24 protein-coding genes are annotated in these 21,358 nt (G+C 59.3%); 16 read left to right on the forward strand and 8 right to left on the reverse strand.

What is annotated here, in order from left to right:
- Window positions 1–32 precede the first annotated feature (32 nt).
- On the forward strand, window positions 33–1,391 hold the full coding sequence (locus JJN09_RS14980) for an MFS transporter (protein ID WP_249482440.1): 1,359 nt from the start codon (window positions 33–35) through the stop codon (window positions 1,389–1,391).
- A gap of 74 nt (window positions 1,392–1,465) precedes the next feature.
- Here the strand turns inward: JJN09_RS14980 and JJN09_RS14985 are convergent, their stop codons facing one another.
- The 4 genes from JJN09_RS14985 to flgA form a co-directional block, all read right to left on the reverse strand.
- The gene (locus JJN09_RS14985; RefSeq protein ID WP_249482441.1) at window positions 1,466–2,200 is read right to left on the reverse strand and encodes a flagellar brake protein; all 735 of its coding nucleotides are present in this window, start codon (window positions 2,198–2,200) and stop codon (window positions 1,466–1,468) included.
- A 95-nt stretch (window positions 2,201–2,295) separates the two neighbouring features.
- On the reverse strand, window positions 2,296–2,763 hold the full coding sequence (locus JJN09_RS14990) for a flagella synthesis protein FlgN (protein ID WP_249482442.1): 468 nt from the start codon (window positions 2,761–2,763) through the stop codon (window positions 2,296–2,298).
- A 48-nt stretch (window positions 2,764–2,811) separates the two neighbouring features.
- On the reverse strand, window positions 2,812–3,138 hold the full coding sequence (flgM, locus tag JJN09_RS14995; protein ID WP_249482443.1) for a flagellar biosynthesis anti-sigma factor FlgM: 327 nt from the start codon (window positions 3,136–3,138) through the stop codon (window positions 2,812–2,814).
- Window positions 3,139–3,332: 194 nt separating this feature from the next.
- Window positions 3,333–4,094 (reverse strand): flagellar basal body P-ring formation chaperone FlgA, encoded by a 762-nt coding sequence (gene flgA / locus JJN09_RS15000; protein WP_249490812.1) that lies wholly within the window; start codon window positions 4,092–4,094, stop codon window positions 3,333–3,335.
- 82 nt (window positions 4,095–4,176) lie between these two features.
- Between flgA and JJN09_RS15005 the strand changes: the two genes are divergently transcribed.
- The 6 genes from JJN09_RS15005 (at window position 4,177) to flgE (ending at window position 9,186) form a co-directional block, all read left to right on the forward strand.
- Window positions 4,177–5,109, forward strand: coding sequence for a chemotaxis protein CheV (locus tag JJN09_RS15005; protein WP_007960326.1), 933 nt, complete (start codon window positions 4,177–4,179; stop codon window positions 5,107–5,109).
- Window positions 5,110–5,156: 47 nt separating this feature from the next.
- Window positions 5,157–5,984: a protein-glutamate O-methyltransferase CheR gene (gene cheR, locus JJN09_RS15010; protein WP_249482444.1), complete on the forward strand. Its 828-nt coding sequence runs from the start codon at window positions 5,157–5,159 to the stop codon at window positions 5,982–5,984.
- 241 nt (window positions 5,985–6,225) lie between these two features.
- Window positions 6,226–6,633 (forward strand): flagellar basal body rod protein FlgB, encoded by a 408-nt coding sequence (gene flgB / locus JJN09_RS15015; RefSeq protein WP_007960328.1) that lies wholly within the window; start codon window positions 6,226–6,228, stop codon window positions 6,631–6,633.
- Window positions 6,634–6,636: 3 nt separating this feature from the next.
- On the forward strand, window positions 6,637–7,080 hold the full coding sequence (gene flgC, locus JJN09_RS15020) for a flagellar basal body rod protein FlgC (protein ID WP_007960329.1): 444 nt from the start codon (window positions 6,637–6,639) through the stop codon (window positions 7,078–7,080).
- A gap of 15 nt (window positions 7,081–7,095) precedes the next feature.
- Window positions 7,096–7,821, forward strand: coding sequence for a flagellar hook assembly protein FlgD (gene flgD, locus JJN09_RS15025; RefSeq protein ID WP_249482445.1), 726 nt, complete (start codon window positions 7,096–7,098; stop codon window positions 7,819–7,821).
- 30 nt (window positions 7,822–7,851) lie between these two features.
- Complete coding sequence (gene flgE / locus JJN09_RS15030; protein WP_249482446.1) at window positions 7,852–9,186, forward strand: flagellar hook protein FlgE; 1,335 nt, start codon at window positions 7,852–7,854, stop codon at window positions 9,184–9,186.
- A 309-nt stretch (window positions 9,187–9,495) separates the two neighbouring features.
- Here flgE and JJN09_RS15035 read toward each other — a convergent pair whose 3' ends face one another.
- The gene (locus JJN09_RS15035; RefSeq protein ID WP_249482447.1) at window positions 9,496–9,672 is read right to left on the reverse strand and encodes a hypothetical protein; all 177 of its coding nucleotides are present in this window, start codon (window positions 9,670–9,672) and stop codon (window positions 9,496–9,498) included.
- A 115-nt stretch (window positions 9,673–9,787) separates the two neighbouring features.
- Here JJN09_RS15035 and JJN09_RS15040 point away from each other — a divergent pair, with 115 nt between their 5' ends.
- On the forward strand, window positions 9,788–10,096 hold the full coding sequence (locus JJN09_RS15040; protein ID WP_249482448.1) for a calcium-binding protein: 309 nt from the start codon (window positions 9,788–9,790) through the stop codon (window positions 10,094–10,096).
- 116 nt (window positions 10,097–10,212) lie between these two features.
- Here the strand turns inward: JJN09_RS15040 and JJN09_RS15045 are convergent, their stop codons facing one another.
- Window positions 10,213–11,706 carry a CoA-acylating methylmalonate-semialdehyde dehydrogenase gene (locus JJN09_RS15045; protein WP_249482449.1) on the reverse strand — a complete coding sequence of 498 codons (1,494 nt, stop codon included), beginning with the start codon at window positions 11,704–11,706 and terminating at the stop codon, window positions 10,213–10,215.
- Window positions 11,707–11,782: 76 nt separating this feature from the next.
- Window positions 11,783–13,132 carry an aspartate aminotransferase family protein gene (locus JJN09_RS15050; protein ID WP_249482450.1) on the reverse strand — a complete coding sequence of 450 codons (1,350 nt, stop codon included), beginning with the start codon at window positions 13,130–13,132 and terminating at the stop codon, window positions 11,783–11,785.
- Between the two features lie 139 nt (window positions 13,133–13,271).
- On the opposite strand from JJN09_RS15050, the gene JJN09_RS15055 reads away from it, so the two are divergent.
- From JJN09_RS15055 to JJN09_RS15080, 6 genes are all read left to right on the forward strand, one after another.
- Complete coding sequence (locus tag JJN09_RS15055) at window positions 13,272–14,192, forward strand: LysR family transcriptional regulator (protein WP_192559700.1); 921 nt, start codon at window positions 13,272–13,274, stop codon at window positions 14,190–14,192.
- Between the two features lie 95 nt (window positions 14,193–14,287).
- Window positions 14,288–14,938: a TetR/AcrR family transcriptional regulator gene (locus JJN09_RS15060; RefSeq protein ID WP_249482451.1), complete on the forward strand. Its 651-nt coding sequence runs from the start codon at window positions 14,288–14,290 to the stop codon at window positions 14,936–14,938.
- Between the two features lie 8 nt (window positions 14,939–14,946).
- Window positions 14,947–15,528, forward strand: a complete 582-nt coding sequence (locus JJN09_RS15065; RefSeq protein ID WP_249482452.1) for a YigZ family protein — start codon at window positions 14,947–14,949, stop codon at window positions 15,526–15,528.
- A 537-nt stretch (window positions 15,529–16,065) separates the two neighbouring features.
- Window positions 16,066–17,616, forward strand: a complete 1,551-nt coding sequence (locus JJN09_RS15070) for an ABC transporter ATP-binding protein (protein WP_249482453.1) — start codon at window positions 16,066–16,068, stop codon at window positions 17,614–17,616.
- A gap of 11 nt (window positions 17,617–17,627) precedes the next feature.
- Window positions 17,628–18,734 carry an ABC transporter permease gene (locus JJN09_RS15075; protein WP_249482454.1) on the forward strand — a complete coding sequence of 369 codons (1,107 nt, stop codon included), beginning with the start codon at window positions 17,628–17,630 and terminating at the stop codon, window positions 18,732–18,734.
- Window positions 18,734–19,660, forward strand: coding sequence for an ABC transporter permease (locus tag JJN09_RS15080; protein ID WP_249482455.1), 927 nt, complete (start codon window positions 18,734–18,736; stop codon window positions 19,658–19,660). The genes JJN09_RS15075 and JJN09_RS15080 overlap by 1 nt, the downstream gene beginning before the upstream one ends.
- On the opposite strand, the gene JJN09_RS15085 is transcribed toward JJN09_RS15080, so the two are convergent.
- A complete protein-coding gene (locus JJN09_RS15085; protein ID WP_249482456.1) occupies window positions 19,628–20,056 on the reverse strand; it encodes a hypothetical protein in 429 nt (142 codons plus the stop codon). The two genes, JJN09_RS15080 and JJN09_RS15085, sit on opposite strands and share 33 nt — an antisense overlap.
- Before the next feature lie 83 nt (window positions 20,057–20,139).
- On the opposite strand from JJN09_RS15085, the gene JJN09_RS15090 reads away from it, so the two are divergent.
- Window positions 20,140–20,490: a MerR family transcriptional regulator gene (locus JJN09_RS15090; RefSeq protein WP_249490813.1), complete on the forward strand. Its 351-nt coding sequence runs from the start codon at window positions 20,140–20,142 to the stop codon at window positions 20,488–20,490.
- 26 nt (window positions 20,491–20,516) lie between these two features.
- On the forward strand, window positions 20,517–21,212 hold the full coding sequence (locus JJN09_RS15095) for an SDR family oxidoreductase (RefSeq protein WP_249482457.1): 696 nt from the start codon (window positions 20,517–20,519) through the stop codon (window positions 21,210–21,212).
- Window positions 21,213–21,358: the final 146 nt, after the last annotated feature.

A 21,358-nucleotide genomic window follows, 5' to 3' on the forward strand; every position in this document is an offset into this window, starting at 1 on the left:
ATACTCACCGCAAGGAGCCGCTCGGAACGCCGATGCGCCAAATCTGGAAATCCTTTCGAGCGCTGTATTTCGCCTCGCTGATGATGTTGATCGGCTCGGGCCTTCTTTCTACTTATCTGGCCTTGCGTCTGGCGGCCGACCATGTCGACGGACTGTGGGTCGGTGCGTTGATGGCGGCCAACTATTTCGGTCTGGTGCTGGGCGGCAAGATCGGTCACCGATTGATTGCCCGGGTCGGGCATATCCGTGCCTATTCGGCGTGTGCCGGGATCGTCGGCGCGGCAGTACTCGGTCATGGTCTGGTGGACTGGCTGCCGGCCTGGCTGGTGCTGCGGACCATCGTTGGTCTCGGCATGATGTGCCAATACATGGTAATCGAGAGCTGGCTGAACGAGCAGGCTGACGCCAATCAGCGCGGCGTGGTGTTTAGCGGCTACATGATTGCCTCGTATCTGGGGCTGGTGCTCGGGCAGCTGATTCTGGTCATGCACCCGGGGCTGGGGCTGGAACTGCTGATGCTGGTCGCCCTGTGTTTCGCGTTGTGCCTGGTGCCCGTGGCACTGACCCGACGGATTCACCCGGCGCCTTTGCATCCGGCGCCGATGGAGCCGCGCTTCTTCATCAAGCGAGTACCGCAGTCATTGAGTACGGTGCTCGGTGCCGGTTTGATCATCGGTTCGTTTTACGGTCTGGCACCGCTCTATGCATCGCAGCAAGGGTTGTCCACCGAGCAGGTCGGTTTGTTCATGGGTACCTGCATCTTCGCCGGGCTGTTGGTGCAATGGCCGCTGGGCTGGCTCTCGGATCGCTATGATCGGGCCTTGCTGATCCGTTGCTTCGCCGGTTTTCTGGCCGTGGCTGCCTTGCCGCTGGCGATCCTGCCGCAAGTGCCGCTGGAGATCCTGTTTGGCGTCGGCTTCCTGTGCTCGCTGGTGCAGTTCTGTCTATACCCGCTGGCGGTTGCGTTCTCCAACGACCATGTCGAAGGCGATCGGCGTGTGTCGTTGACGGCGATGCTGCTGGTGACCTACGGGGTTGGCGCCAGCATCGGGCCGTTGTTGGCCGGTGTGTTGATGAAAATGTTCGGCAGCCAGAGCCTGTATGCGTTTTTCAGCTTCTTCGCGCTGGTGCTGGTGTGGCGCATCCGGCCGAAAGCCGTGACCAATCTGCATCAGGTCGACGACGCGCCGCTGCATCACGTGGCGATGCCGGACAGCATGTCCAGTTCGCCGCTGGTGGCGGCACTCGATCCGCGAGTCGATGAGCAGGTGGTGCAGGAGCAGATGCAGAATAACGTTGCGCCTGAGCCCGCCGTTGAGCCCGAATCACCTGTGGAGCCTGAGAGCGGCAACGACAATCCAGCGCCGGACATCAGCGGCGCCAGGCCTTGATCCTGAAAAAACACCGGGCATAAAAAAACGGGCAGTCACCGCAAGGGGCTGCCCGTTTTTCATGGCGCTACCAATCAGAGATCGTCTTTGTCGAAACGCCGTGCTTCACGTTGCAGCTGATAGACGAAACGCTCGACGTTACGCGCTGCCGGGCCGCTGATGTTGTGAAAGCGCAGGCCGGCGAAGGTGATGTTGAGCTTTTCTTCGAAGTGCAGGTAGCGCAGTTCGACCGATACCGGTTGATTGCCAAACAGCGGTGCGGCAGCGAGGCGGTCATAGACTTCGCCCAGTTGCAGGCGGTCGGTGATGTTGCCTTCAAAGCGCAACTTGCAACCCGTGGCCGAGATGTCCAGCAATTTGCCGTCCAGCGGCGACTTGAGCTTTTCGCCGCCGAGCACGACGCTGACCAGGTCGGTCAGTTTCAGTGCGGCGCGGAAGGCGTTGCGGCGCTGGTGATAAACCACTTCGGTCGGTAAGTCACCGGTGTAGAAACGGTCGCCGTCGGAGTCTTTGATGGTCAGCGTCCCTGTACATTCCCAGGCAATGCGGACGCCATCATGAAAACCCTCGACCTTGAACGGTTCGCCTGCTTCCAGAAAACGTTCACCGTCGCGCGGGATCATCTCATCGAGCTTGATCGAACCGTTTTCGCGATCCACTTCAATCAGGTAGCTCTGGAAGCGCTGGCTGCGCTCGTGGAACGTGATGATCAGCGGATCATGGCTCTCTTGCAGCTGGCGCAGATTGCTGGAGATCTCCAGGGGCGTGGTGAGCACCTTTGGGGGCTGCGGAGCGTCATCATTGGACACGTTAAATCAATCTCCAGACAAAATTTGACTACGGCTGGCCAGTATTTTGCCAGCATGTATCGCGCGTTGATAGGGCGCAAGCATAGAAGAAAGAATCACGCTTGACTGAGCGCGCGTGGTTTCTGCAGTTTGGAGAAGGTGCCACTGGCGTCATAGAGCGCGGGTGGCTCGCCGCCGGTGAGGATTTTCAGCTGGTTGGCCGTGGCGGCCTGCTGTATCACAATCGACTGGCCATTCTTGACGTTGGCCGCCTGACACTGGGCGATCAGGTCGGTCAGAACGTCGCTCTGACTCAGCAACTGCTCGCCGATGCTCGACTGGCTGGCGAGTTGCTCCAGGCCTTTACGGTCGAGTGAGAGATTGAGGCTGGCGAGGATTTCGCTGCGTTTGCGGCCATGCTGTTCGAGCAGAATGATCAATGCCTGTTTGCGCGCCAGAATTTCTTCCAGTAGTGGCATGTCGCGACCATGCAAGGCGAGAGACTCGGATTGCAGTAACTCCAGCAATTGTTGAGCTGGAGCAAAGTCGTCGGTGATCAGTTGCAATAAAGTAGTGTCGTGCATGGCTGGCCTTGGGTTTTAAGCGTCCAAAAGCCTGGCGCTGACCGAGGCCTAGCGCTGGGCTTCGAAGTTGAGCAGTTTGCTGGCTACACGGTTGCTGTCGACTTTATAGCTGCCATCGGCAATCGCTGCTTTCAACTCGGCCACACGGGCTTTATCGACGGCAGGCTGATCGCGCAGCTTGTCAGTGACCTTCTGCAACTGTTGAGCCTCATTGCTGAGGTGTACCGATTCCCCGCTTTTTGCGGTACTGGCCTGTTCGGCCGGGGTATTCAGCGGCGCGGAAGTGCCGGTTTCGGCGGTTTCCTTAGGCGTGCTGGTACGTGTACTGCCCGTAAGTGACGAGGAGCTGTTCAAACGGCTGAAATCGATGACCATGTTAAAAACCTCTGGGAATTTGGACGCTTGCCATGTTCTCGGCCATCCCCTGGAAAACTTTAGGCTCTTTTACCAATGAGCCTGCATGCGCCGCGCAAGTCCTGCTGCGGCACAGTTTAGGGAACAGCTCAGGTTGGCGCCAGTTTTCTGCGCGATCACTCACGAGGCTTTCCTGTCTTCGCTCCAATCGTTGCTCACATTGCCACTTCCACCTGGCCCGGCGCCATGACCTGCGCCTTGATGACCCGTTGGGAATTGAGGTTTTTCACTCGAATCTGTTCTTTCAGGCCGCCGTTGGACAGGGCCTCTCCCGGCATGCGCACAGCGAGTGTGCCGCTGCGGGCGGTAATCACCACTTGATCCCCTTTGCGAACGACTTCCGCCTGTTCCAGATGCACGAGGGTAATCACTTGGTCGGCGACCGTTGGTCGGGTCAATTTTTGCCCGATGGCTTCATCTACCGACGTCAGGAAACCCTGGTTGATCAGGCTGACATCCTGCTCGCGCAGGGTCACATCCTGAGGCTCGATGATGCCGGCGCGTTTGAGCGGACGAGTGGTGGTCACGACCGGGCGAAACAGGCGGACTTGAGCGGGTACGAACACGGTCCAGGGGGAGGCGCCTTCGCAGCGAACCTTGACGGTCACACGGCCCAGAGGACGTGCCGGGCTCTCCAGCGAAGCTGTCAATTCCTTGTCGCACATAGGCATGCGCATGCGAGGATCGAGCTGCTTGACCTCGATTTCATAACGCCCTTCCGTTTGACTGGTAGCCAGATAGTCTTCTACGGTGAATTCAAGAAAGCCCTGAGTGACGCCGATAAGCATGTCAGGCAAGGTAACCGCATCAGCAATGGCAGGGCTGCCCGCGAAAAACAGGCAAGCGGCGGACACCGCGCAAAGTCCTCTGCGAAGGGGGGATGTCAGGCGTCGGAAAAATGTCGTTTGAGTGTTCATAAGAGTTAAAAAGCAAGCGCCGTGCCGTTTAGCAATGAATGTGCGTCGCAACAACACTTGGCGTTGGTGTAGGAGTCTGGGCATGGCTGGTGTAATGGATTCGGTGAACCAGCGCACGCAACTGGTAGGGCAGAATCGCCTGGAGCTGTTGTTGTTCCGTCTCGACGGCCAGCAGCTCTACGGGATCAACGTGTTCAAGGTTCGGGAAGTGCTGCAGTGCCCGCAACTGACGCTGATGCCCAAGTCCAGTCCTGTCGTGTGCGGGGTGGCGAATATCCGGGGGGCGACCATTCCGATCCTTGATCTGGCAATGGCGACCGGTTCCGGGGCGTTGAAAGACAAGAACAGTCCGTTCGTGATCATCACGGAATACAACACCAAGACCCAGGGTTTCCTGGTGCGCTCGGTGGAACGTATCGTCAACATGAACTGGGAAGAGATCCATCCGCCACCCAAGGGGACCGGTCGGGATCATTACCTGACCGCTGTGACTCGGGTGGACAATCAGTTAGTCGAAATCATCGACGTCGAAAAGGTGCTGGCGGAAGTCGCACCAACACCGGAAGCGATTTCGGTCGGCGTGGTGGATGTCGAGACCCAGAGCAAGGCGCTGTCTCTGCGGGTGCTGACGGTCGATGACTCGTCGGTGGCGCGCAAGCAGGTGACGCGTTGCCTGCAGACGGTCGGCGTTGAAGTGGTGGCGCTGAACGACGGCAAGCAGGCGCTGGATTACCTGCGCAAGCTGGTCGATGAGGGCAAGAAGCCGGAAGAAGAGTTCCTGATGATGATCTCCGACATCGAGATGCCGGAGATGGACGGGTACACCCTGACGGCCGAAATCCGCAGCGACCCTCGCATGCAAAAGCTTCATATCATCCTGCATACTTCGTTGTCGGGTGTGTTCAACCAGGCGATGGTCAAGAAGGTCGGTGCCGATGACTTCCTGGCCAAATTCCGTCCTGATGACCTGGCATCCCGGGTAGTCGACCGGATCAAAGCAGCAGATATCAGCTAGGGACTTTCCGTCCCTGGCGGTCAACACGATTTAAGAGGCGGCATCATTTGTCTACGGGTAATTTGGATTTCGAACAGTTCCGGGTCTTCCTGGAAAAAGCCTGTGGCATTTTGCTCGGTGAAAACAAGCAGTACCTGGTCTCGAGCCGTCTCAACAAACTGATGGAGCAGCAAGGCATCAAGTCCCTGGGTGAGCTGGTACAGCGCATCCAGACCCAGCCGCGCAGCGGTTTGCGCGAGCAGGTGGTCGATGCCATGACGACCAACGAAACCCTGTGGTTTCGCGACACCTATCCGTTTGAAGTCTTGAAGAACAAGGTGCTGCCCGAGGCGATCAAGGCGGCTCCCAACCAGCGTCTGCGGATCTGGTCGGCGGCTTGCTCGTCGGGTCAGGAACCCTATTCCCTGTCGATGTCGATCGACGAGTTCGAGCGGACCAACCTCGGTCAGTTGAAGATGGGTGTGCAGATCGTTGCCACGGATCTGTCCGGCAGCATGCTGACCAACTGCAAGACCGGCGAGTACGACAGCCTGGCAATCGGTCGCGGCTTGTCCACCGATCGTCTGCAGCGCTACTTCGACCCGAAAGGGCCGGGGCGGTGGGTGATCAAGGCGCCGATCAAGAACCGGGTGGAATTCCGCTCGTTCAACCTGCTCGACAGCTACGCAAGCCTTGGCAAGTTCGACATCGTGTTCTGCCGCAACGTGCTGATCTACTTCTCCGCCGAGGTGAAGAAAGACATCCTGTTGCGTATTCACAGCACGCTGAAGCCGGGCGGTTATCTGTTCCTCGGCGCTTCCGAAGCGCTGAACGGTTTGCCGGACCATTACCAGATGGTCCAGTGCAGCCCGGGGATCATTTACCAGGCGAAGTAATTTGCACCGGCAACACCAAAAACGGGAGTCCTCAGGGGCTCCCGTTTTTTTATGCCTGAGCGTTTTTGCGATGACGGCAAGCGGCAGAAAAGCGGCATTCGGCGGAAACCCGTTGCCGCTTTTCTGGCATTGCCGCATTGCCGATCACCTGCAAAGCCCCGGAATCCGGGGCTTTTTAAAACTGGCACGCAGCTTGCTATAACCCAGTTACGAAAAACCCGGTCACCTGAAGGTTCCCGACATGAGCATCAGCTTCGATAAAGCGCTCGGAATTCACGAAAAAGCCCTGGGCTTCCGCGCCCAGCGTGCCGAAGTCCTGGCCAACAACATCGCCAACGCCGACACCCCGAACTACAAGGCTCGGGATCTGGAGTTCTCCAAAGTGCTTGAAGCACAGAGCCAGAAGAACGCCAACGGCACCATCGCCCTGAACATGACCAACAGCCGTCACATCGAAGCTGAAGGCCTGGGCAATGGCGACGAGTCGCTGATGTATCGCACGCCGATGCAGCCGTCGATCGACCAGAACACCGTTGACGCCCAACTGGAACAGTCGAACTACGCGGAAAACGCCGTCGGCTTCCAGGCCAGCTTCACGCTGCTCAACAGCAAATTCAAAGGGCTGGTGTCAGCCCTGCGCGGAGAGTAATCCATGTCCCTGTCCAGCGTTTTCAACATTGCCGGCAGCGGCATGAGCGCACAGACCACGCGTTTGAACACCGTGGCTTCGAACATCGCCAACGCCGAAACCGTCTCGTCGAGCATCGACCAGACCTATCGCGCCCGTCACCCGGTGTTCGCCACCATGTTCCAGGGCGGTCAGAGCGGCGGCAGCAACTCGCTGTTCCAGAACCAGGACGCTGCCGGTCAAGGCGTGCAGGTCATGGGCGTGGTCGAAGACCAGAGCAACCTCGAAGCGCGCTACGAGCCAAACCATCCGGCTGCGGATGCCAAGGGCTACGTCTACTACCCGAACGTCAACGTGGTGGAAGAGATGGCTGACATGATTTCCGCGAGCCGGTCGTTCCAGACCAACGCCGAAATGATGAACACCGCCAAAACCATGATGCAGAAGGTACTGACCCTCGGTCAGTAATAAGGGGCGACTGCCATGAGTGTTACCGATACCACCAGCAGCCTGAGCATGAAGGACATCCTGGCGAACTCGTCGAAAAAGACCAGTTCGACAGCCGATGGCATTGCTTCGGCCACTAACAGCTCCACCGGCGGCCAGGCTCTGGGCAAGGATGCGTTCCTGCAATTGCTGGTAACTCAGCTGAAAAACCAGAACCCGCTCGACCCGCAGGACAACAGTGCATTCGTTGCCCAGTTGGCGCAGTTCAGCAGCCTCGAGGGGATTACCACCCTCAACAGCACCGTGAGTTCGCTGGCCGGCAACTACAACTCGTCGCAAGCGTTGCAGGCTTCTTCGCTGGTTGGCCGCAATGTGATCGTGCAGACCAACTCGGTCCAGCTCGACGATCCGAGCAAAGGCATGACCGGTTCGGTCACCGTTCCGTCGTCGATTGCCGGCGGTACCGTCACCATCAGCGACAGCAGCGGCACGGCGATTCGCACCATCGACCTGGGCAGTCGCGCCGCAGGCGCCGCGAGCTTCACCTGGGACGGCAAGGACAAGGACGGCAACCTGGTCAAGACCGGTACCTACACCGTCAAGGCCAACGCATCGATCAACGGTACTTCGACCGATATGGCGACCTACCTGCCGGCCACCGTCACCAGCGTGACGATCAGCCAGACCGGCGGCGAGCTGATGCTCAACCTGTCCGGCAAGGGCACCGTTGCCCTGTCCAAAGTACAAACCATTGGTATATAGAGCCGACTAACCGGCACAAAGGAGTGGAATATGTCTTTCAATATCGGCCTTAGCGGTCTCTATGCAGCCAACAAGCAACTGGACGTGACCGGCAACAACATCGCCAACGTCGCAACCGCCGGTTTCAAATCGTCCCGTGCAGAATTCGAAGACGTCTACTCGGCCACTCGCCTGGGTAGCGGCAGCAAGGTCATCGGCAACGGCGTACGCCTGGCCAACGTTTCCCAGCAGTTCACCCAGGGTGACATCAACAACACCGGTAACGTGTTGGACATGGGCATCAACGGTTCGGGCTTCTTCACCCTGAGCAACAACGGTTCGGTGTCCTACACCCGTGCCGGTACGTTCAAGGTCGACAATAACGGTTTCATTACCAACACCGACTACACCTCGCGTCTGCAAGGTTACGGTGTGGATGCCAACGGCAAGATCATCAACGGCGTATTGACCGACCTGAAGATCGACACCTCGAACCTGGCGCCGAAGTCCACCTCGCTGGTGACCTCGACCATCAACCTGGACTCGACTGCGCCGGTGATCGACGATACGGCTGCAACAGGCGTTCCGTTTGACCCGACCAAGACCGCGTCCTACACCAAGTCGTTCAGCACCCCGATCTATGACAGCCAGGGCAACATGCACCCCATGGATCAGTACGTGGTGAAAACCGGTTCCAATACCTGGAAGGTTTACACCCTGGTGGACGGTCGCAACCCGGATGCTACCGGTAGCGATCCGAAAACCACTCCGCCTGTGGCTTCCACTTTTACCTTTGACTCTGCAGGTAAACTGACTCAGGTCAGCACGCCGAATCCGGCGAATCCAGCGGCCCCGATCATCAGCAATGACCTGACCCTGAAAAACTGGAAACCGGGAACCGTGACCAACGGCGTCTTTACGCCAAACGGCGCAGCAGCCAACCCGGCCGGCATTACCGTTTCGATGGCCAAGACCACTCAGTACAACGCGGACACCGCGCGTTCGATTCCGACCCAGGACGGTTACGCCACTGGCCAGATCACCAACCTGACCATCGACGGCACCGGTACTCTGTTCGCCAACTTCAGCAACAACCAGAACAAGGCCATCGGCCAGGTTGCGCTGGCCAGCTTCACCAACGAACAGGGCCTGCAAGCCGTTGGCGGGACCAGCTGGAAGGAAACCTTCGCATCGGGTATTCCGGGTTATGACGCTCCGGAAACCGGTACTCTGGGCTCCATTCAGTCCAACTCCCTGGAAGAGTCCAACGTTAACCTGACCAATGAACTGGTAGACCTGATCAAGGGCCAGAGCAACTATCAGGCGAACGCCAAGACCATCTCGACCCAGAGCACCATCATGCAGACCATCATTCAGATGACCTGATGTGATCTGAAAGCTGCAATGAAAACCGACGCCCCGTGCGTCGGTTTTTTTATGCGCGTCATTTGGGACATTTGTTCAGGCTTCTACCGTTCGTCGGTCGCAATGGTGCGGAACTTGCACTCTTGCGGAGCAGCGGCAATGCGCGTCAAACTTTAATCCGCACCACCTATCTTCAACCGGGCTCAGGGTCCGGTGGCTTGGAAGCCATCAGTAGTCATCAGGGATGCAACGATTTGAAGAGTCATAATTTCGTCAGTGCGCCCGCCACGGTGCCCGAGTTCAGCGTCGCCGGTCAGATCCTTCACGCACTCACTGTCCGCGCATTGCCGAATTTCCTGTCAGCAAGACTTCATTCAAACCGATTGAAATCATTTCTCCTGTTGCCGCTTGCACGTCGCAATGACGGCGCAGCCTTTGTGCGCGGTGATTATTTCGATTGTGTCGGACATTGCCGGTCTGGTTCAGCCCGGTCGGATTTTTCGCCATTCTCAAGCCTTTTCGCAATCAGGCCTTGCATGCATCAGGGAGGGTGAAAACCCCTGTAGCACCAGGCGATTCAACGCAGCTCCCAACACAAACACACTCATACAAGGAAGATGTAATGGCTGTAATTTACGGGTCCAACGGTGCCGATACGCTGGCAGGTACCGCCGGCGATGATCAAATACGCGGTTTGGCGGGTGATGATGTGTTGAATGGTGGGGATGGCAACGACCTTCTCATCGGTGGCGAAGGGGCTGATCAGCTCAACGGTGGCGCAGGATTCGACACCGCCAGCTACGAAGATGCCAACCAGGGCGTCGGCGTGACGATCAACCTGAAAACCGGCGTTAACACCGGTCTGGCGGCGGGTGATACGTTCATCGGTATCGAGGCATTTCGACTGCGCCGGAAGTGGGGCGAATTATAGGCCTCCAGAATCTGCCGTCAACTTTTAATTTCATAAATCTGTCATATCGGTCAAAAAAGCTCCGAAACGCAAAGGCCGACCTTAAAAGGTCGGCCTTCTTTGCACTGCCCTTCTACTTACAAGCTAGGGAATGCGAATTGCGAAGCTTCATGGCTCGCGCGCTGTGGCCAGCGCTGGGTGATCGCTTTGCGACGGGTGTAGAAGCGCACACCATCCGGACCATAGGCATGCAGGTCGCCGAACAGCGAGCGCTTCCAGCCGCCGAAGCTGTGGTAAGCCACCGGCACCGGCAGCGGTACGTTGACACCGACCATGCCGACTTCGATCTCGTCGCAGAACAGACGTGCCGCCTCACCATCACGGGTGAAGATGCAGGTGCCGTTACCGTATTCGTGATCGTTGATCAGCTGCATTGCCTCTTCCAGGCTGTTCACCCGAACGATGCACAGTACCGGCCCGAAGATTTCTTCTTTATAGATGCGCATTTCAGGGGTGACGTTATCGAACAGGCAGCCACCCAGGAAGAAGCCTTCCTCGTGACCGGCAACGCTCAGACCACGACCATCGACCACCAGGGTCGCGCCCGCCGCCACGCCGTCTTCGACATAACCGCTGACTTTGTCGCGAGCCTGACCGGTGACCAACGGCCCCATGTCCAGACCACACGAAGTACCGGCACCGATTTTCAATGCCTTGATCTGTGGAACCAGTTTCGCCACCAGCGCATCGGCTACCTGATCGCCCACACACACGGCCACCGAAATTGCCATGCAGCGCTCGCCGCAAGAACCATAAGCCGCGCCCATCAGTGCGCTGACGGCGTTGTCCAGATCCGCATCCGGCATCAGCACCGCGTGGTTCTTCGCGCCGCCCAGTGCCTGTACGCGTTTACCGCGCTTGGTGCCTTCGGCATAGATGTATTCGGCAATCGGCGTCGAGCCCACGAAGCTCAGCGCCTTGACTTCCGGCGCTTCGATCAGCGCATCCACCGCAGTCTTGTCACCGTGAACCACGCTCATCACACCTTTCGGCAGACCCGCTTCCAGCAACAGTTGCGCGATCAGCAGGGTCGAGCTTGGATCACGCTCGGACGGTTTGAGGATAAAGCAGTTGCCGCAGACGATCGCCAGTGGATACATCCACAGCGGTACCATCGCCGGGAAGTTGAACGGCGTGATACCGGCCACCACGCCCAGCGGCTGGAAGTCCGACCAGGCATCAATGTTCGGGCCGACGTTGCGGCTGTACTCACCCTTGAGGATTTCCGGCGCTGCGCAGGCGAACTCGACGTTCTCGATACCACGCTTCAGCTCACCGGCAGCATCTTCCAGCGTCTTGCCATGTTCTTCACTGATCAATTGCGAGATGCGTGCTTCATTCTGCTCCAGCAGTTGCTTGAAACGGAACATCACTTGGGCGCGCTTGGCCGGTGGCGTATTGCGCCAGGCCGGGAACGCAGCTTTGGCGGCATCGATGGCTTTCTGGATGGTTTCCTGGCTGGCCAGCGGCAACTTGTGGATCGCCTGGCCAGTGGACGGGTTGAACACATCGACAGCGCGACCGTTCTCGGTCACCAGTTCGCCATTGATCAAATGCGGGATAACGCTCATCGAAAACTCCTGAATTCTTGTCCACGGGCACCCGCCATGGAGTGCCCGTTTTTGTAGGTATATATAGAAGGAAAAATCAGTCGAGCTTGTTCAGCACTTCGCCGACCGCGTCGAACAGACGATCGAGGTCTTGCGGCTTGCTGTTGAAGGTTGGGCCGAACTGCAGGGTGTCGCCGCCGAAACGCACGTAGAACCCGGCTTTCCACAACGCCATGCCGGCTTCGAACGGACGCACGATGGCGTCACCGTCACGGCCCGCGATCTGGATCGCACCGGCCAGGCCGTAGTTGCGAATGTCGATGACGTTCTTCGCGCCTTTCAGGCCGTGCAGGGCATTTTCGAAATGCGGCGCGACGTCGGCCACGCTCTGCACCAGGTTTTCCTTTTGCAGCAGGTCGAGTGCCGCCAGGCCAGCGGCGCAAGCCACCGGGTGCGCCGAATAGGTGTAGCCGTGCGGGAATTCCACGGCGTATTCCGGGGTCGGCTGGTTCATGAAGGTCTGATAGATCTCGGAGCTGGCAATCACCGCGCCCATCGGGATCGCGCCGTTGGTGACTTGCTTGGCGATGCACATCAGGTCCGGGGTCACACCAAAGGTGTCGGCACCGAACATGTTGCCGGTACGGCCGAAACCGGTGATCACTTCATCGAACACCAGCAGGATGTTGTGCTGATCGCAGATTTCACGCAGACGCTTGAGGTAGCCCTGTGGCGGAACCAGCACGCCAGCGGAACCGGCCAACGGTTCAACGAACACCGCAGCGATATTCGAAGCATCGTGCAGCTCGATCAGCTTCAGCAACTCATCGGCCAGGGCGATACCGCCCTGCTCCGGCATGCCACGGGAAAATGCATTGCTCGCCAGCAAGGTGTGCGGCAGGTGATCGACATCCATCATCGCCTGACCGAACAGCTTGCGGTTGCCGTTGACGCCGCCGAGGCTGGTTCCGGCGATGTTCACGCCGTGATAGCCACGGGCGCGGCCGATCATTTTGGTCTTGGTCGACTGGCCTTTCAGGCGCCAGTAAGCGCGGACCATTTTCACCGCGGTATCGGCACACTCGGAACCCGAGTCAGTGAAGAACACGTGATTCAGGTTACCCGGCGTCAGGTCGGTGATTTTCTCCGCCAGCTGGAACGACAGCGGGTGACCGTACTGGAAGCCCGGCGAGTAATCGAGAGTGCCCAACTGCTTGGCCACCGCTTCCTGGATTTCCTTGCGGGTATGCCCGGCGCCGCAGGTCCACAGACCGGACAGCGAGTCGTACACCTTGCGGCCCTTGTCGTCGATCAGCCAGCTGCCTTCGGCGCCGACGATCAGACGCGGGTCGCGCTGGAAGTTGCGGTTGGCGGTGTACGGCATCCAGTGCGCGTCCAGCTTCAGTTGGCTGGCCAGTGGCGACGACGCGTTTTCAGGCATGTTCATCGGGCAAAACCTCGCAGGGCAATAAGCGTCAGAGAGATAGAAAGCGTTGTTGCGGCTAAATTGCCACGCGGATAAAGTCGGTGAAATTCAACTCTTCTAACCTTCAGTTAGAACTCTGCTAAACAATGAGAACAACAACATGAGCAGCCGCCGCCCCGATCCACTGGCTCAGGTCAGTGACTTTGACATTCGCCTGCTGCGGATTTTTCGCAGCGTGGTGGAGTGCGGCGGTTTCTCCGCGGCGGAAACCGTGCTCGGTATCGGTCGCTCGGCGATCAGCCAGCAGATGAGCGATCTGGAACAACGCCTCGGCCTGCGTCTGTGCCAACGCGGCCGCGCCGGTTTCTCCTTGACCGAAGAGGGCCGCGAGGTCTATCAATCGGCGCTGCAGCTTTTAAGTGCGCTGGAAAGTTTCCGCACCGAGGTCAACGGCCTGCACCAGCACTTGCGCGGCGAACTGATCATCGGCCTGACCGACAACCTCGTCACCCTGCCCCACATGCGCATCACCCATGCACTGGCGCAGTTGAAGGAGCGTGGGCCGGACGTGCAGATCCAGATCCGCATGATCGCCCCCAACGAAGTCGAACAAGGCGTACTCGACGGACGCCTGCATGTCGGCGTGGTGCCGCAGGCCAGTGCGCTGTCGGGACTGGAATATCAGCCGCTGTACAGCGAACGTTCGCTGCTTTATTGCGCGGTCGGCCATCCGCTGTTTTATGTCGATGACAAGCAACTGGACGACGAACGCCTGAACAGTCAGGACGCCATCGCGCCGACCTTCCGTTTGCCAGCGGAGATCCAGGCCCACTATCAAGCTCTCAACTGTACCGCCAGTGCTTCCGACCGTGAGGGCATGGCGTTCCTGATTCTGACCGGGCGTTACATCGGTTATCTGCCAGATCACTACGCCAGCCTCTGGGTACAACAGGGGCGACTGCGTGCGCTCAAGGCCAACACACGCTTCTATGATTTGAGCCTTGCCTCGGTCACCCGCAAGGGTCGGCGCCCGCATCTGGTACTGGAAAGCTTTCTCGAAAGCCTGGCCGCAACGCGCTAGCGACCGGCGTATTATTCGCCGAAGGCTTGTCGCGAGCCGATGGTTGCGCTATCAACGCAACTGGTTGCACCCCACAGACAAACCCGGAAGTGCCTATGACCTTTGAAGTCCCCGCTCACGGCGGCAAACCTGCCAGCCGCATTCGTCAGAAGAACGAAGAGACCATCATCAAAGCCGCCGAAGACGAGTTCGCCCGTCACGGGTTCAAAGGCACCAGCATGAACACCATCGCCACCAAGGCCGGGTTGCCCAAGGCGAATCTGCATTACTACTTCACCAATAAGCTCGGGTTGTACGTGGCGGTGCTGAGCAACATCCTCGAGCTGTGGGACAGCACCTTCAACACCCTGACCGCCGAGGACGATCCGGCCGAAGCGCTGACCCGCTACATCCGCGCAAAAATGGAGTTTTCCCGCCGTCATCCGCAGGCGTCGCGCGTCTTTGCGATGGAAGTAATCAGCGGTGGCGAATGCCTGACCGAATATTTCAACCAGGATTACCGCGCCTGGTTCCTGGGCCGCGCCGGAGTGTTCCAGTCCTGGATCGACGCGGGCAAAATGGACCCGGTCGACCCGGTGCATCTGATCTTCCTGTTGTGGGGCAGCACCCAGCATTACGCCGACTTTGCCACGCAAATCTGCCGGGTGACCGGCCGCAGCAAGTTGACCAAACAGGACATGGAAGACGCCGGCAGCAACCTGATCCGCATCATTCTCAAAGGCTGCGGCCTCACTCCTTCTATATAAGTCGTTCTATGCCATTCACCCTCAGCGGCTTTTGCGAGTTCCGCGAAGAGATTCGCAAAAGCCGTTTCATCACATTCGCCGCACCGATCGGCAGCCCTGCCGATGCGCAAGCCTTCATCGAGCAGCACAGCGACTTGAACGCGTCACACAATTGCTGGGCGTGGAAACTCGGTGATCAGTACCGCAGCAACGACGACGGCGAACCTGGTGGAACGGCCGGGCGTCCGATTCTCGCGGCCATCGAAGCGCAGGAGTGCGATCAGGTCGCGGTGCTGGTGATCCGCTGGTATGGCGGCATTCAACTGGGCACCGGCGGGTTGGCCCGGGCTTATGGCGGCGGCGCGAACAAGTGCCTGCAAGCGGCGACGAAAATCGAATTGATCAGCCGCGTGCCCCTGCGTTGCGCGTGCGGGTTTGCCGAACTGGCGCTGGTGAAATTGCGGGTGGCGGATCTCGGCGGCCTCGTTGTGGAAGAGAACTTCACCGCCAACGGCGTAGAATTACAGTTGGCAGTGGGGGAAGCACAGATTCCGTTGCTGCAAAACCAACTGGCCGATCTCAGCCGTGGACGCATACTGCTCCAGCGCTGAGCACCTGCAATATTTCAGGGCACGACACAATTCGCTTATTCCACCGAGTTGCCCACATCAGCTGTGCACCCGACTGTGGATAACCTGAGCACACACCGCTGTAACCCTTCTGTCACGTGGCTTTGCGCGATTTGTACACTTTTCGCCCAAACCACATGAAAAAAGTTTAATTCCAAGCAAAAACAATCAGTTAGATGTGTTTATCGCCATTGGGAGATAGCACCGGTGCGCTTATGCCAAGGTTTTCTGATTGCGCACAAATACTGTGGAGCAACCTGTGGATAACCCGTTCATGACTCCCTTAGCCGCAGGTGCTGCTTGGCTCCGGCGCGATTGCTCGTTTTTTAACCAGAATTTCACGTACAAAACTGGAGCCTGTTCAAAGGCTTTGCGCTTAATTGGTGCCGCGAATCGGAGCAGTTTTACCTTCGTGGCTCTACTTGAAGGGTCGCCGGGCAAGGGCTTGACGGGTTCCTGACTCAATGGCCAGGAAATTGCTTTATCCACAGGCACAACTCCAAGCAAGCCGAGCCTGTCATGCCCAACGCCACGCCCACCCCGCGCCTGCAGCTGCGCCGCATCAGCAAACATTACCCCGGTTGCCTGGCCAACGATGCCATCGACCTGAGCATCGCCCCCGGTGAAATCCACGCCCTGCTCGGTGAAAACGGTGCGGGTAAAAGCACGCTGATGAAAATCATCTACGGCGTTACCCAGGCCGACTCGGGCGAAATGCTCTGGCAAGGGCAACCGGTGAACATGCGCAACCCGGCCCAGGCCCGGCAGTTGGGCATCGGCATGGTGTTCCAGCATTTCTCGTTGTTCGAAACCCTGACCGTGGCGCAGAACATTGCGCTGGCGATGGGCCCGGCCGCCGGGGCGCCGAAACAGCTTGAACCGAAAATCCGCGAAGTGTCCCGCCGTTATGGCATGGCGCTGGAGCCGGAGCGACTTGTCCACAGCCTGTCGATCGGCGAGCGCCAACGGGTGGAGATCGTCCGTTGCCTGATGCAGGACATTCGCCTGTTGATTCTCGACGAACCCACCTCGGTACTCACGCCACAAGAAACCGACGAGTTGTTCATCACCCTGCGCCGGCTCGCGGCCGAGGGCTGCAGCATTCTGTTCATCAGCCACAAACTCGGCGAAGTGCGCGCCTTGTGCCATAGCGCCACGGTATTGCGCGGAGGTCGGGTGGCTGGGCATTGCGTACCGGCGCAATGCTCCGACCAACAACTGGCACAACTGATGGTCGGCGAGTCGGCGGCGTTGATCGGCGAATACCCGAAAGTCAGTGGCGGCGCGACATTTCTGCAGGTCAGCGGATTGAACTGGCACAACCCCGATCCGTTCGGCTGTTCGTTGATCGACATCGACCTGCAAGTGCGCAGCGGCGAAGTCGTCGGCATCGCCGGGGTGGCTGGCAATGGTCAGGATGAGTTGCTGGCACTGCTTAGCGGCGAGCAAATCCTGCCCCGCGACGCAGCGCAAACCATCTGTTTCCAAGAACGCCCCGTCGCCGATCTGCGCCCGGATGCACGCCGCAAACTCGGCCTGGCTTTCGTCCCCGCCGAGCGTCTCGGTCACGGCGCGGTGCCGGAGTTGAGCCTGGCCGACAACGCCCTGCTCACCGCATTTCAACAAGGTCTGGTCAGCCACGGGCTGATCGAACGCAGCAAAGTTGAATCCCTCGCCGAAGCGATCATCCAGCGCTTCGGGGTGAAAACTCCTGACACCCAAACTGCCGCCCGCAGCCTGTCCGGCGGCAACCTGCAGAAATTCATCCTTGGCCGGGAAATCCTCCAGCAGCCGAAATTGCTGATCGCGGCGCACCCGACCTGGGGCGTGGACGTCGGCGCGGCGGCGGTGATTCATCGCGCCCTGATCGCACTGCGCGATGCCGGCGCAGCAATCCTGGTGATTTCCGAAGACCTCGACGAACTGTTCCAGATCTGCGATCGCCTCGGCGCGCTCTGCGGCGGACAGATGTCGGCGCTGCAAGATACCGCGCAAACCCGGATCAGCGATGTCGGTGGCTGGATGGCCGGTCAGTTCCACAGCCCTCAACCCCAACCCGCCTCGGTTTAACGGAGTTTTCCATGCTGCTTTCTCTCGAACCCCGTGGCCGACAATCGCGCCTGATGCTGTGGTGCTCGCCGCTATTGGCGGCGGCGCTGACCCTAGGTTGCGGCTCGCTGCTGTTCATCGCCCTCGGTCACGATCCGCTGCAAACCTTGCACACCTTGCTGATAGCGCCAGTCAGCGACCTATATGGCGTCTCCGAACTGCTGGTCAAGGCATTGCCGATCCTGCTCTGCGCCCTGGGCCTCGCGGTGGCTTATCAGGCACGGATCTGGAACATCGGCGCCGAAGGTCAGTTGTTGCTCGGTGCGTTGGCCGGCAGTGCGCTGGCGGTGAACATCATCGACATGCAAAGCCGCTGGGCACTAGTGCTGACCCTGCTCACAGGCACCCTCGCCGGCGCCGCGTGGGCCGGGCTGACCGCCTGGTTGCGCACGCGCTTCAATGCCAACGAAATCCTCACCAGCATCATGCTCAATTACATTGCGCTGAACCTGCTGCTGTTCTGCGTCCACGGGCCGTTGAAGGACCCGGCCGGGTACAACTTTCCCGAGTCGGCGATGTTCGGCGACGCCAGCCGTTTGCCGCTGTTGATTGAGGATGGCCGGGTTCACGCCGGGGTGTATTTCGCCCTGTTGGCGCTGGTGGCGGTGTGGGTGTTGTTGCAGAAAAGCTTTGTCGGTTTCCAGATCAAAGTGCTCGGGCTGGATAAACGCGCGGCAGGATTTGCCGGTTTTCGCGAGAAACGCCTGATCTGGCTCGCGCTGTTGATCAGCGGAGGATTGGCGGGACTTGCCGGTGTTTGCGAAGTCACGGGGCCGATCGGGCAACTGGTGCCGCAAGTCTCGCCCGGTTATGGCTATGCAGCGATCACCGTGGCGTTTCTCGGGCGGCTCAACCCTATCGGGATTCTGTTTTCCAGCCTGTTGATGGCGCTGCTGTACATCGGTGGCGAGAGCGCGCAGATGACGCTGAACCTGCCACAGGCGATCACCCAGTTGTTCCAGGGAATGATGCTGTTTTTCCTGCTGGCCTGTGACGTGCTGATCCTCTACCGACCCCGCCTGAACCTGCGCTGGGCCCGACGCACTTCAACCACCGCCGTAACCGCCGGAGCGCTGTGATGGACATCGATCTGCTGAGCAATATTTTCTACGCCATGGTGCGTTGCGGCACACCGCTGCTGCTGGTGGCGCTGGGTGAACTGATCTGCGAAAAGAGCGGCGTGCTCAACCTCGGGCAGGAAGGGATGATGCTGTTTGGTGCGGTGATCGGTTTCATCGTCGCCTTCAGCACCGGCAATCTGTGGCTCGGCGTTGTACTGGCGATGCTCGCCGGGATGCTGTTGTCGTCGCTGTTTGCGCTGGTGGCACTGGTGTTCAACGCCAATCAGGTGGCGACCGGGCTGGCGCTGACGATTTTTGGCGTGGGCCTGTCGACCTTTGTCGGTGCGGCGTGGGTCGGCAAACCGCTGGCCGGTTTCGAGCCGCTGGCGATTCCTTACCTGAGTGAGATCCCATTGATCGGCCGCATGCTGTTTGCTCAAGATCTGCTGGTGTACCTGTCATTCGCGCTGTTTGCGCTGGTGGCGTGGGTGATCGTGAAAAGTCGTGTCGGGCTGATCATTCAAGCGGTCGGCGAGAATCCTGATGCGGCGAGTGCCATGGGCTTGCCTGTGCTGACCGTGCGTACACTGGCGGTGCTGTTTGGCGGAGCGATGGCCGGACTGGCCGGGGCTTATCTGTCGCTGGCGTACACGCCGATGTGGGCCGAAAACATGACCGCCGGACGCGGCTGGATCGCCCTCGCGCTGGTGGTGTTCGCCAGTTGGCGGGTGTGGCGACTGTTGCTCGGGGCGTATCTGTTCGGACTCGCCAGCATCCTGCACCTGGTGGCGCAGGGGTTGGGACTGGCGATTCCGTCGAGCTTGCTGGCGATGCTGCCGTACGTCGCGACCATTCTGGTGCTGGTGCTGTTGTCGCGGGATGCGGTGCGTACGCGGTTGTATGCGCCGGTGTCACTGGGACAGCCGTGGCAGCCCGGGCACTGAGGTGCTTTGAACCGGCAATACCTGAGCCACACCCCACGCCAGTTCGAAGACCAGAAAGCCCACCAGCATCGAACTGGCGCCATGGGCCAGGGCATACGCCTGCCACGCGGCGAACAGAAACCGCGCCACCGCGTCATAGCGTCCATAAGCCAGCTGCGGATCACGAATCCGCAGCACTGCCCAAACACAAACCACCGAACCCAACAGATTCGCCATCAACATGTGCACAGGTTCGAACGGCGGCAGCTCGCCGGGCAGATTCAGCATCTGGCTCAACGCCGTCAACAGCCCATGCAATGCGGCAAAACTCCACGGCGTGACAAACGCTGCCGTGACGATCAAGTCATACCAGGCACTGCCACGCACCACGTTGCGATACTGCGTTGAAGTCCACATCGTCCTTGCTCCGAAAATTCAGGGAGCAACCACGGTAAAGCCTGGAGTATGCTCCAGGGTCAAACACTTTCGAGATGTCCTTGATGCGCATCGGTGAGTTGGCCCAGGCCTGCGATGTCAGCCGTGACACGCTGCGTTTCTACGAGGAGCGCGAATTGATCGCGGCGCAACGCAGCGCCAACGGTTATCGCGACTATCCACCGGAGATGGTGCAACTGGTGCTTTACATCAAGACGGCGCAGCGTCTGGGCTTTACCCTCGGCGAGATCGGCAGCAGCGTTGGCGCGTTGTGGCAATCGCCAAACCCCGACACGGCCGTCACGCAACTGCTGCAAGACAAGCTCAAGCTGATCGAAACCCGCATGGCCGAACTCGGCGAGTTGCGCCACGAGTTGCAGCAACGGCTCGGTCAACGCTGTCCATTGAACCCGTGATCTTTCAACTTTCAAGGAAGCCCGTCATGTCCGCACTTAATCCTGCCAAGCACGCACTGATCATCGGCGCCTCCCGAGGCCTGGGCCTGGGACTGGTGAAAACCCTGCTGGCCGACGGCTGGCAAGTCACCGCCACGGTTCGCAATCCTGCGAACGCCGAGGCACTGAAAGCACTGGGCAACGTGCAGATCGAAAAACTCGACATGGACGACCAGCAAGCGGTGATCGCCCTGAGCCAACAGCTCAAGAGCGAGACCTTCGACCTGCTGTTCGTCAACGCCGGGGTCAAGGGCCCTGAAGTCCAGACGCCGGGCGGCGCAACGCTGGCGGAAGTCGGTCAGCTGTTCTTCACCAACGCCGTGGCACCGATCAACCTGGCCCAACGCTTTGTCGGGCAGATTCGCGACGGCAGCGGCGTGCTGGCATTCATGAGTTCGGTACTCGGCAGCGTGACCATGCCCGACGCACCGGAACTGGCGCTGTACAAGGCCAGCAAAGCGGCGCTCAACTCCATGACCAACAGCTTCGTCACGCAGTTGGGCGATCAGAAACTGACGGTGCTGTCGCTGCATCCAGGCTGGGTGAAAACCGACATGGGCGGCGAAGGTGCCGACATCGACGTGGAGACCAGCACCCGTGGTCTGGTGGATCAGGTGGATGCGTTTGCCGGCAAGGGCGGCCATCACTTCGTGAACTACAAAGGTGAAACCATTCCCTGGTAATCACTGGACCCTGTGGGGGGCTCGCTCCCACAGGGTTATCCCGGTGTCTGGTCGGGTTGGACTTGCCCGTCGCAACATTTTGATCGAAACTCCGCACCTCGTCCTTCGCGGCGACCCTGGATCAGCAGACAGGGCAACACTGAGCT

It is taken from the genome of Pseudomonas sp. HS6 (genome assembly GCF_023375815.1).
In the GTDB taxonomy this organism is placed as follows: domain Bacteria; phylum Pseudomonadota; class Gammaproteobacteria; order Pseudomonadales; family Pseudomonadaceae; genus Aquipseudomonas.